This window comes from Polaromonas sp. JS666 (assembly GCF_000013865.1).
Classification (GTDB): Bacteria; Pseudomonadota; Gammaproteobacteria; order Burkholderiales; family Burkholderiaceae_C; genus Polaromonas.
Genome location: NC_007949.1, coordinates 32,433 through 44,738 on the forward strand (window position 1 = coordinate 32,433; position 12,306 = coordinate 44,738).

Sequence of the window (12,306 nt, forward strand, 5' to 3'; positions counted from 1 at the left end):
ATGTACGAACTCCGTTGGCAAGTCAGGTGATTTCCAGAAAAATTCGTTCGCCTGTAGAGTTAACACATCTTGAATATTTACCGGTGGTGCCAGCTCCTCTGTGTGTAAAGTGAGACATGGCAAAAATAATAAAATCACCGCACGATGATCGTCTTACCCAGGATGAGCGCTGTTTTCCGAAGCGGAGCGAAGAGATAGATCGTGCTTGCATTGAGTCTGAGGCACCCCTCCTGGATCGCATAGAAGAGACGCTGTCGGCAAGTGGATACAGCCCGAGTGCGCTTAACCAATGGCTAGATGCCGCTCATGCGGCGGGCGCGCTTGTGGCCGATCACCATTTAGTAAAGCCGCTGCTGGCCAGCGCGCGCAGATCGCCAGCATTTCACGAAAAATTGCGACGTAAGGCGATTCAGTGGGAAGTTGGCTGGCTACTGTCCGACCTGCGACTTATTCAGATCGCATCCAATCCGTCGAAGTTTAGTTTGGTAGGACACCATCTAGCATGGCTCAAGAAACGCGCACTTTTGGAGGAAGCTACACAGTTTCTCGTACAGGTTGCGCAGATCGAAGTTTTCGATCAGACCGACATAGCGTCGTTGCGCCGACTGCTGGTGAGAGAGGCCAACTGGCAATCGCTGGTTGGACTTTTACAGCGAGAGTTGAAATCGACGCCTGACGCGACAAATCTCCTGCTGGAACTGGCTATGGCAACCGAGCAGCTTGGTGATGACAAGACAGCCGCGCAGCTTTTCAGCCAGGTACGTGAACTCATGATGCATGATAAAACGGTAGCGCCATTGACATCAAATCAGCATCGGGTAACCCTGCACTGGATTCAACGTGGACCGGATGTTTCGCTAGCCAATCGCATCGACGCCTTGTCCAAGGGCCGTCAACCGCCACGCTTCGCCCCCTTGATTAACCATCTCGCAGCGCGTACACAACGCCTTGGCGCGAGCGATATATGGTCGGGCTATAAGACCCGCGACCTCAAGTCATCAAGTCGGCGACGCCTGCCCAACGACATACGGGTTAGTAGTCGCGCAGCCACTTTTGAGGCTGCATTGGCGCGAATGGTGGTACCCGGGCTGGTTGTGGAAATTGGTTCGGGATTCGGGGTGTCAGGCATGTATTGGCTCAGCGCTCTTGATGAAATGGGCGCGGGCCGTTTCATCTCTTTCGAGCCCAACCTGCTATGGCACGGCGTGGCCGCCCAAAATTACAGTTTCGTCTCGGCTCGAGGCCAGACCGTGCAGGGCACCTTTGAAGAGAATGCTTACGGCACAATACCCTGCAGTGCGGTGGATATCCTCTCGATTGATGCCATCCACACCCCCGAGGCGGTGTCGCGCCAAATTTCGCTGGCATTGCCGTTACTACGAGACGACTCGTGGGTGTTGATCGACGACATCAGGTTCTCGTCACAAATGTACGATTATTGGCGACGGCTAGCGCAATCCCCATCGGTAATGAGTTTTGAAATCGACACTCGCGTCGGCGTGCTGAGAGGGCTGCCCCGCGTAGGGCTGACGCAACAACAATTACATATAATTACTGATGCCTACAAATTCCAACATGCCGATCGTGATTAGTTTTTACAGCGGCGACAGGTACTATTACGACGCTGCTGACAATCTGCGAGCCGACTGTGAGAAGTTTGGCCTTGACTGTGACATCGTGGAACTGGAGAAGAAGCCCGAAGAAACCTGGCTGGATCTATGCCGCAAGAAGGTACCCTTCTACTTGGCGATGCAGCGCAAGCACAAGCGTCCGCTGCTGTGGATAGATGTTGACTGTCGCCTGTTACAGCGGCCCGACTTCCTCGAAGGCTTGCGCTGCGACATGGCTGGGTATTTACGCGGATTCAAATACATCAAGGGCTTCGACCCCATGTCTTTCGCGCGCTTCTTTCAGCCGTCAATACTCCTTTTCAACCACACACCTCGCGCTTGCGCCTTCGTAGAGCTGATGGCTCGGCTTGAAGAGGAAAGCACGGTGCCGGGAACTGACGATTACTTCCTGCAGGAGGCCTGGGAAAAATTCGAGGACCAACTTTCGTTATTTCTGCTCCCACCTGCGACCATTAGCTTCGACTGGCCCGCCCTCGGAGAACAAACATTCTATTTTGGCCGAAGTGGTAACGTAGCCGAGTTCAAGGGCAAGGCCCAGCAACACGACGTTGACCTCTACACACCGACGCGACGCAAGGCGGTGTTTCTCAGAGAAGCACTGGAGCTGGGTAAGGCCAAAAAACCGATGGAGGCGCTGCAGATGCTGCGCAAGGCGTTCCACATTGATCCCACCGATGAAGCACTCGCGTACCGCATGGCGCGCCTGCTCCGCCGCGAGGGAAAGCTTAAGGCTGCTTTGCTGTTTCTTCGGCGTTTCCAAGGAGGCAATAGCGGAGTAAATCACGCTCGACGTTTTCTGGCAGATTCCGAGCTTGAAGCAGGCAACGTCGAGCGCGCAAACGAGCTTGTGCGCGACCTGGTGGCCCGCGGATCGGCGCAAGACATTGCGTGGGCACAAAGCAGACTGCTGCGCATCGGACTTGAGCAGCGAGCATCAGCTACTCAATTGCAATCAGCACAACGCCCGGCACTCTGGTGGATGGAGTCGCCATACCCAGGCAACTTCGGCGATATCCTCAACCCCTACATCGTCGAGAAACTGAGCGGCAAGCCACCGCGCCTTGTTCCCAAGGGAAAGGGCATGCTCGCCATCGGCTCCATCATCAAGTTCGCGGTTGAAGGCACTGCCGTTTGGGGATCAGGAACACCCCGAATGAGCGACCGCCTCAATCCAAAGGCGGACTACCGTGCGGTGCGCGGACCTTTGACGCGGCAGCTGGCACTTGAGTCTGGCGGTACATGCCCAGAGGTATACGGCGACGTGGCCTGGTTTCTGCCGCGTTTGTATCAGCCTAATCCAGCAGCGCGACGCTACAAGCTCGGGCTTATCCGCCACTTTGCCAATGACGAAGATCTAGGCGTTGGCGAAGGGGTCAAAATAATCTCGGTCATTCGCTCTGGGTACGAGGGTATCGAACAGTTCATCGACGAACTGCACGAGTGCGAATGCATTTTGACCACCTCTCTGCATGGCCTGATTGTGAGCCACGCCTACGGTATTCCGGCACGTTGGTGCGAGGTGCCTGATTCTTTGGCAGGCCTGCCTGGCGACGGCACCAAGTTTTACGACTACATGCTTTCGGTCGGTATGGACCAGGAGCCCCCGCTCGCGCTACCGCGTGGAAGTGTCGTTGGTGTGGAATTGGTGTCTGAGGCGCAGCGCTTGCCGATTCGGCAAATCGATCTTGAGGCGTTAAGTGCAGCAGCGCCATTCGAGATAGTCTACCCTTGGCGTGACTGCGAAGCGGCCCGCCAACACATGTTGACACCGCTAGACAACAAGCTGACGGTCAGCCGGCGGGCTTCCACAGATGCGGCAACAATTCCGTAGGGTGAATTTCGCGGTCTTGCAGGTGAGACAGGGAATCACTATTGACGAACCTGTCGCTCAGGCTCCTGGGCGATATTTCGGCCTTGAATCAGCTTTTGGCAAAGCTTGATAGCTACCGGAAGCCGTACTCGTTTATCAGAATGCTTTTTTAAATGCGCCTCAAATCAAGCCCAGTTGGATCACCTCGGGTCTTGCATTGGCGCGATGCCTGCGTAGGGAGAATAAGATCGACCAGGCGCTCTCAACCGTCGATACGGTTTTGGCTGCGAAGCCGGACAGTGCTCCAGCCTGGAAGCTCAAAGCGAATTGCCTGAACGACATCAAGCAGTATGAAGGAGCCCTGGATGCGTGCCGTAAAGCACTGGCGTTGTCGCGTGAAGATGACTCTTTAAAGCGACTCATCGTCAAGTTGGAGGAGCGACTATCGAGCTCCGTCCTCCGATCAGACTTGATCGGCTGAAGCGCTTTCTGTTGGATCCGTTGGGGGGGTTTCTGCCAATTTTTGATAGGCCATCAATGAAATGGGAGTGGCGATCAACGCGGGCGGAGTCTTGGTCGATCTTGGCACCCAAGCAAAGACTCCCGAACTTCTTGAAATTTTCCAGCACCAGCCTAAGTGCTTAATGCGGTATATCCTGTCAGCGCCGATGATCCCCCGCGTGATGGAGGACGGGACCCGTGCGTCAATCCGCCGGGGATTCCGCTACACGTGAGCATCATTCACGCCAGTACGCACGATTAAGTGTGGTGCCCCAGTCCACAGCAGCTTGACCGTTCGGTCGAGCGACCGGCTTCGAGAAGTCGTTGCACGCAGTCATCACCCAGTCCTCAAAATCACCCTTCTCTATGCGTTGTTGTTCGAGGTAGATATCCTGATTGGAGCGTACGCTGCGCACTTCAAACTCGCCGTTGACCCGAACGGGTAACGTCGCGGGTGGCGAGCATCTGCCGGAATTTCGCAGATTGCTCGCCATATCAGTTGCCGGCTTCTTGTTCCGCGGATGTATCCAATCTTTTCGTGCCCATTTCTCCCATCTTACAAAGCCAAATTCCCGAGTCCAATACGTCCGTTCAACCTGTTCCGCTTTGCCCGGGCTTAGTCCGGAGACAGACGCACGGGAATAGTGGCTGGACACAATAGCGCCCAGACTCATCCCATTGGTAAACTTCATCTCAGATGGAAACCAGTAGGTGAATGAACGATTGAAGCGACTAGGGCATGCGCCTACGCCGTCTTTTGGGGTCGAAAGTACAAGCTTTGACTCTGCAGTTACATAGCCGGCCTTACCATCGGCACTGCCAATGATCCAGCCTCTGAAGAAGCGCCGCGAATCATTGAGGTGGTTGCGACAAAGAGGTGTTACCCAGTGCGCTTCGGTTACCGGGCTCCAGCTTCCGAGGATGAACGCATACTGGTTATCGACCCATTGAATCGATGCCCCCTCTTGCTGAGCATCGAAATCACCGAAGCGCTGGGAAGCTACGCCTTCTTTCCCGCATTCGGGTGCACGTCCCTTGTCATAACTGCTGATAATGCGCGTCACCTTGTTGATCACGACGGGCAAATTTTCTTTTGCCACGTTGCCAAGGCGGGCGTCACAACCCTTGCCCAGGCCAACGTGATTGTGCAGCGAATACGGAGAAACTTCGCCCGCCCTGATATCGCGCTGTCGAGTACACGACGCATTGCCGGGAAAAATGCCCGCAAGCGGGCGGTCCTGGCTGTCAACACAGACATTCATGATCATGAAATCAAGGATCGGCGGTGACTGCGCAGATCGATCCTGCGCCAATGCGCTTGTGGCAGCAAGAACGAGAACAGCTGTTGAGGAATACCTCATGATCGGTAGGCCACTATTTCAGCGATTGCACTCACTCGTTTTCAATGGCGGCCAATTTGGTTCGGCGCCGCGCAGCGATCCTCTCCGCGACGCGCTTGGCAACGCGATCCGCAAGACGCTCATCCTTGGTTAACTTACGCGCCGCAGTTTTTTTGATGGCATCGATAGGTGTCAGCCCCTGCGGGTGAGATACGGCCTCATGGCCTCCGCGCGCCACTTTCCTGTCGAGCTCCAGAGCGCGCTTGTACGCTTTTTCGAGCGCCGACGCATCCATTTTGGATTGGCAAAAATGTGTCTCGAACACTTTCATGTTGAAATCGAGCACATGAGGGTAAACATGGCGACGGTCCTCTGTCCACTGGTTGTCAAAGGCATACATCACAACGTCATAACTTGGAAAGTAATAAATATTGGAATCCGTCGGTTGCACTTCACGCATCACTTCGTCAACAGCCACCCGCAAGACCGCTTTCGACACCGCATTGGCGGCAATGCAGGTTTCAGGACGAAATGTGGCAGTTAGCGGAATCGGCGACACGGTGATCACAATTTTGGCGTCCGGCCGAAACCGCCTGATCAGGCTATGTATCTCCAAGAGGTTGCGCTTGTTTTCTTCGACGGTGGAAATCCGAAATTTATGACGCTCAGCGTCGTATCTGTCTTGTGGCACTGCCCGCCAGAACACCTCACCCGTGGGTTCGTCGTACCATATCTCCGACAATCCTAAGGTGATGACAAAAACATCGGCTTCGTCAAAAAGAGCTTTGGTTTCGAGTCGGATTTCCTCGTCATAGCCAAACTCTTCAGCCTCATAGCCATGCCAAAAAGTGCCTTCCGGCACGTAATTCAGCCAAGCCCACTTGAACTGCTGGAGAATGGCAAACGTGTTGACAATCCCATCGCCCATGCTGGTGACGTATGAGCGGCCCTCGCGCTTGGTCAAAACGTTATAGCCCCGCTTGTGCAAATAGTTACTGATATTGGAGGCAAAACAGGAGCCGAAGGCAACCAGGGGTGTTGCCTTATCCACAAACGCCTCCTTGGGCATCCAGCCATGAGTCATATACCTTGCCACAGCACGATCCGTGTCAAGAGACCGGTCGGTAGGATAGAAATTAGTTGTTTTACCGCGAAAGAAAGTCGCGCTGGTCTTACGAATTTGGCCGTCCTGCTCGATCAAAATAGTTGCCACAAAATACTCCTTACTTAGAGAGACGCCAAAAACGGTAGGCTTGTCAAGCCTAGTCTGGACCGTGTTGGTTGAAAATGAGAAGTTTGAATTCGCCAATCTACGCGTCAACGCACCATCAACTGCTTGTATAAAGCACCAAGCCGTTTTTCATATGCGGCTTCATTGAATTTCTGAGCCTGCCGCAACCCCTTGGCAACTAATTCATCCCTCAATCCCTCGTTGCTATCGATCGCACGAATCGCTTCCGCCATGGCGCGCGTATCGTACGGGTCAATCAGCAAGGCCGCGTCCTCGGTGACTTCAGGAATCGAACTGACGTTGGAACTCACCACCGGCGTTCCCAGCAACATAGACTCGAGGACGGGCAAACCAAATCCCTCGTAAATTGACGGGAAAAGAACGGCCTTTGCGCCGCGGATCAGGCTGACCAACAACGGGAAAGGCGCGTATTCAAGTTGGACCACACGCCGTCTAACCCGGGTTTCAGCGCCGACCTTTACAAGCGACCGGATGTGATCGTCATACAGCAGGCGCAGCTCCTCTTCGGATTTCCAGGCCTGCGCGCCAACAATCACCAACTGGGTCTCGACACCGCTGCCGAGATAAGCCTCGATCATCCGGCCAATATTCTTTTTAGGTTCAATCGAGCCGAAGAAAAGCAGGTAGTTTTTGTATTGCAGGCCAAATGTTCCCTCCACCTCGTTGCGGACAATATCAACCGGCTTGTTCTTGTATTTGTCCGGAATCGTGACGGCCTGATAGGTATTGGTAATGCGGCTTTCATCGACACCGAGCAGGTTGACGATATCCCTTTTGGACGTCTCCGAAACAGTCACGATGTGGTCTGCCGACTTGCAAATCTTTTTGACGAGCTGGTAGTAGCGGCGCTTGTTGTCGAGCGTGGTGTAAGGCAGCCTGAGCGGCACCAGGTCGTGCAGGGTGTAGATATTTTTTGTGCCGTTCATCTTCACCGGTATCGGATAAGTCCAGTGAAAGATATCCGGCGGCTGCGCGCTTTTGACCTGCGTCATCATTTTGAGCAAGGAGAACTTGGAGTTCGCTTTCTTAAACAGATCGAGTGAATTCCACAGCGTGTCGTAATGCGGCATTTTCGACTTGAGTCCGTCGTAAACCACCACTCCGCTCATCGGAATTTCACTGGCAAGCTCCGAAAACGGGTTGAAGATGGAGTTCATGGCCCTGCGCAACGCAAGCAAGCGGGTTTCCGCATAGGCACGGGTATCGAAAAAAGAGATCTCCTGAATCATTTTTTCGGTCCACGGATTAACTCGCCCACCGTACAGGACACCAACGTCATAGTTCAATGCACCCAGAGAATACGAAAGGTTTCGCGCATAGGTCGCCACCCCCGTGCCTTTTTCAAGACTCAGGTTCATCCCGTCGATCATGATTCGGGGTTTTGTATTTCTTGTCATATTCAAAATTTAATGGCGCGGACAGGCTCGAGATTGGGACATGCTTCGCGAAGCGGGTCGTAAGCAAGCGGCAAGGGAAATGCATCGATCAACGGCTGCAGGTCAACACCATTGATCGGTTGCCATTCCCTGTCTATGGATTCGATGATGCTGCCCCAATCGCTGGCGCTGTCGCGGCGCTGCGTGTAAGTCAGAAATGACTTCACACCGGCTGCTTTATAAAACTCGTAGATGCGCGGATCGGTCGCGCATTCGGCTTCGGTTGATATCTTTATCAAGCCTGTCGGTTTGCCCGGAATATGCCGAAAGTTCACGGCTGGAATCCTGTAGGTCTCGCCGATCACGACGCCGTGGAAGCTTTGGGACAGGATTCTTTTGCACGAGAGAATCAACCGGAGTTTCGCGACTATGCCCTGCCAGGTTGGCTCATGCCAGGTGTTGATCACCTTCACGCGATCACTCCATTCCGGCGGAACGATGTAGCGCATCGAGTCGGCCTTGGGCGGCGAATCAGGGCTAAACCCGTCGATATCCTGGATGTGAGGTATTACGCCCAGTTCGTATTTCTTCTCGATCGGCTCGTCAAAAATCGACGGCAACAGCCAAACAGGATCGCCGTAACATTCCGGAACGGAAACACCGAATCCAGCAAGGTGAGAGGCGCTGATCGGTCCGCGTAGCGCACGGACGTCGTACTCGGTGACCTTGACATGATCGGCCAGCGCACCGCCACGAATCGAAACACCTGGTCCCCACATAACCGCCTTGCCGCCCTTGATCGTATGCGCAATGCTGCCGACGGCGACGAGTTTTTCACCTGGCGCATCAAAATTTGTGTGCTGAACCGGCAGGCCAGACAGCGCACCGACCACCACGGCGCTCAGCGAGTCGCCAAGATTGGCAAAGCCGTGGCTCTCGGGTGACGATGCAGCCCAGCACAGGCGCACTTGCGCCTGCCCGTCGATAAGTTCGATCAGTTCGGAGGGGGGGGCGGGAAGATGCTCCGTATTCGTCATTTTTCTCTGGTGCAATTGATTTAATGTCTCCGTCACAACGTTTTGATGAAGTGCCGCCAGCTGGGCAAGTTGCCGCACGGCTTCAGGCGATGCAACATAACCCGCTCGCTGCTGCGCCATTGCGCTCATCAGCATGAGTGGACCTTCTGTTTCATGCGGGTCTGTCGCGTCATCGATCAGGCAAAACGACCGGTCAGAGGTAAGCGATTGAGCAAGGCGATGTTTTTTTCCGTTGCGCCGGTCTGCGACAACAAAAGGGACCCGACAGAGCATGGCCAACACCATCGCATGAAAGCGCGTGGTGATCAGCAGGTTGTAGCCCTTGAGCATATAGCAGAGACGCTCGATCGATTTGTCCCGACAGTCCAGGATAGACACGGAATGTCCGGCCAGATCGAGTTCCGTCCGCAAACGAGATGTGTGGGAAACATCGTCGTCCGAAAAAATTAGCACCTGGAAGTCATAGCCGCCGGTCATCTCAACGCCAGAGTCGCGGCACAACAGGTCAGACAACTGTTTCAGCCGCTCATAGTCGTACCATTCGCCGCACAAAGCAACGCGCATAGCGCCGGCTTGCACCGGAGCGGGAACCACGGAGGCCAGCTTCCAGAGATCAAAGACCAGGTCCTGCGCCGCGACGACGCGCTGCACGCCACTGGATCTCAACAAATCAGCGGTGCCCAGATCCCGCGTCGTGGCAAGCTGGCAAAGTCGTAGAGCGGCCAGCCAGAAGGTGCTGACAGCCACAGGCATTTTCACAAGGGGCAAACCTTGCTGGTCACCAACACCGACAAGCCAGAACGCGGCACCGTGGTCTTTAGCAATGAACGCAAATTTGAGGTAATTGACCAGGTTCCGGTATTCGGCGCGCCCTTCACGGTCGGCATAAACAATTCCGCCCGGCCCTGCAACAATCACGTCGAACCCACTGCAGGCTAGCGGGTCAATGTCGGCGTCGGCGAAAGCCACATCAGCAATACCCGTCTGCTCCAGCAAGTCCCCCAGGCGGTCCGCCAACAGGTCGTCACCGACATTACCCATGCGCGACGCGCCGACGACAAGAATCTTCAGTGTCACGGTGCGCTGATTGACCGCCGGAGGGGCTGTACGCCACGATATTGCGTGGATGCGGCTTGTCACGCATCCGAGTTTGCGCGCTGCGACCAGGTGCCACCAGGATTGCAAGTGCAATTCGCTTGCTGGCGTCGGCAGTCTCACTGGCAGTTGATGCCCGACAGAGCCGATCACAAAAACTTCGTTGGCCCACCAATAGGACGGCCCAGGTGCGCTGAACAGCCAGGGCGCGAGCCGGTGGATATCGTCCTTGGATGCGCAGAAAAAAAATGCCTGGCCTTCCATCGCCCAGCTGAATTCAAGCGGCCAAAGCTCGGTAACAAAAGCCTCGAGCCCGGCCGAGCCCAGGACGACTGTGCCTTCGCCTCGCACCGATTCGAGCACGTTGATTGCGTCTGTCCAGAAAGAGTCGACCGGCATTTTAGGAGTCACGACAACCAAGGCACTTCTGTGGAGGAATACCCATGCCTACTACAGCCCAAGCACCACTTTGGCACTTAGCGCTGTCTGGAAGATGATCTGCATCATGTCCTTCCAGAATTGGCGCTGCTTTTCATCCACCTTTGGCAGCACCAGAACCTGGTCGCCGGCATGCACAAATAAGCTCTCTGGTACTTTCTTACTATCGACTTGCTCATAACTACCGTCGGTCCTTGCGATTACGATTCTTGAGTTATCTGCGGTCTGCGTGTAACCACCAGCACGATCAATATAACCACTGAGATTGAGACCTGATTCGTAGGCGATGGCATTCGGGAACAGCACTTCACCGCTGATCAATACGAGGCCGTCTCGGGTTGGAACACGAACAATATCGCCATTCTCCAATAACAGTTCATCGCGCTTGCTGGTCTGCGCTATAACTACCTGCCCAAGCGGATCGATCTTTTTTGCCCTGTCCACCCACTGCAGGGTAAGTTCAGCTTCATCTTTGCGCAGTTTTGCCTCATCGCTGCTACCACTACGAGCCGTCAACAATGCGGCCTCGAGACTGCGCAGCGAGGTGGCCAGCATCTGGCGCTGCCGTTCCTTGACCGAAAGGCGGAACAGCTGAACACTCTCACTCTCCGATCTCTCGTTTAATTTGATCTGGCTCATCAAGCCTCCCAGGCGCGTGCCATAAGGCAGCACATACTCCTGCGGACTCAAATGTTCACCCTCGACGCGCACGCTGATGGTGCCCTGCTTTTTATCTGCGGTAAATTCGATTTCGTCACCATTCTCAAGCATCACGCCGCTGGCTGTCTCGATCGGGAAGTATTCGGTGTTCTTCGAATTACCGCTGTTGCGTACTACCCGCACATGGGTCGCAAACGCGCGCGGCTTTGAGAGTGCAATTAGCTCGGACACCTTGATATTTCTTCCTGACGCGCGTGCGAACTCAAAACGTTTTGCGTTTTCCGCGAGCCCGTTAACTTTAATCGTCGCTTGGCGCGATTGGACAAAAATTACGTCGCCATCGCTGAGCTGGATCATTGGCAAACGGCCTTCTAGAAGGAAGTCGTAAAGATTGACCGCGACGCGTAACTGGTTGCCCCGCCTCACCTCCACAGCTAGAAATGAGCCGCGCTCGGGATCGATGCCGCCAGCTTGGTCAAGATAACGTAGCAGGCTATCCATGCTGGTGCCTGCATACAGACCGGGACGATAAACATTGCCACCAACAAAGACCCTTACCGGCTGGGCGGCCACAAGGCTTGCATAACTGTTGACGTTGGCGCGGAATATTCTCCGGACAGCCGAGTCAACAACACGCTGGAGATCGGCATTTCGAACGCCCCGAACCTGAACCGGGCCAACATGTGGCAAAAAAATATTGCCTTGGGGATCGACCGGGAGCTGGGCATCAAATTCAAAGGCTCCCCAAAGACGAACCTGGAGTGTGTCTCCCGCCGCAACAAGATAGTCGGGGTTGAAGTACGACGACCCTTGATAGGCAAATGCGCCGGTAAATAACTGGGTGCCAAAAACATCGCTCGCCTGGTTGGCCCGATAGTCCTGGGCCTGCGGAGCCTGCGCTGCGCCACCCTGTTCGGTTGTATAGCCCGGCGGCCGCAGCATGGAAGGCTGCGCTGATGGGGATTGCGACGTCGCCTGGGGTGTTGTGGACGACTCTGTACGCAACGGCTGTTGCGGTGCGACGGTCGCCGGAGGCTGCGGTTGTTGCGATGCGGCGGGGGAGGCGAATTGTGCAAACACCGAAGCCGACAAAGCAAAGGCCAGCCCGACGCAAAACTGCGGAATGAGTGACCGCAACAAAACAATACGTGATCGCGTCTTCATAG

8 protein-coding genes are annotated in these 12,306 nt (G+C 54.9%); 3 read left to right on the plus strand and 5 right to left on the minus strand.

Annotation, left to right across the window (positions count from 1 at the left end; translation table 11 throughout):
- Positions 1–116 precede the first annotated feature (116 nt).
- The 3 genes from BPRO_RS29835 (at position 117) to BPRO_RS30975 (ending at position 3,922) form a co-directional block, all read left to right on the plus strand.
- On the plus strand, positions 117–1,592 hold the full coding sequence (locus BPRO_RS29835; protein WP_049764301.1) for a class I SAM-dependent methyltransferase: 1,476 nt from the start codon (positions 117–119) through the stop codon (positions 1,590–1,592).
- Entirely contained in the window at positions 1,576–3,462 is a 1,887-nt protein-coding gene (locus BPRO_RS28170) for a polysaccharide pyruvyl transferase family protein (protein WP_049764302.1), read from the plus strand. Before BPRO_RS29835 ends, BPRO_RS28170 begins: the two co-directional genes overlap by 17 nt.
- Positions 3,463–3,658: 196 nt before the next feature.
- Entirely contained in the window at positions 3,659–3,922 is a 264-nt protein-coding gene (locus BPRO_RS30975) for a tetratricopeptide repeat protein (protein ID WP_011485791.1), read from the plus strand.
- Positions 3,923–4,178: 256 nt separating this feature from the next.
- Here the strand turns inward: BPRO_RS30975 and BPRO_RS29840 are convergent, their stop codons facing one another.
- The 5 genes from BPRO_RS29840 to BPRO_RS24740 form a co-directional block, all read right to left on the minus strand.
- Positions 4,179–5,303, minus strand: a complete 1,125-nt coding sequence (locus BPRO_RS29840) for a hypothetical protein (protein WP_157045995.1) — start codon at positions 5,301–5,303, stop codon at positions 4,179–4,181.
- Positions 5,304–5,334: 31 nt separating this feature from the next.
- Entirely contained in the window at positions 5,335–6,495 is a 1,161-nt protein-coding gene (locus tag BPRO_RS24725; RefSeq protein ID WP_011485793.1) for a GSCFA domain-containing protein, read from the minus strand.
- 104 nt (positions 6,496–6,599) lie between these two features.
- A complete protein-coding gene (locus BPRO_RS24730) occupies positions 6,600–7,904 on the minus strand; it encodes a glycosyltransferase family 4 protein (protein ID WP_041390378.1) in 1,305 nt (434 codons plus the stop codon).
- Between the two features lie 29 nt (positions 7,905–7,933).
- Positions 7,934–10,453 (minus strand): polysaccharide pyruvyl transferase family protein, encoded by a 2,520-nt coding sequence (locus BPRO_RS24735; RefSeq protein ID WP_232291607.1) that lies wholly within the window; start codon positions 10,451–10,453, stop codon positions 7,934–7,936.
- Between the two features lie 39 nt (positions 10,454–10,492).
- Positions 10,493–12,304: a polysaccharide biosynthesis/export family protein gene (locus BPRO_RS24740; RefSeq protein WP_011485796.1), complete on the minus strand. Its 1,812-nt coding sequence runs from the start codon at positions 12,302–12,304 to the stop codon at positions 10,493–10,495.
- Between the last annotated feature and the right edge of the window lie 2 nt (positions 12,305–12,306).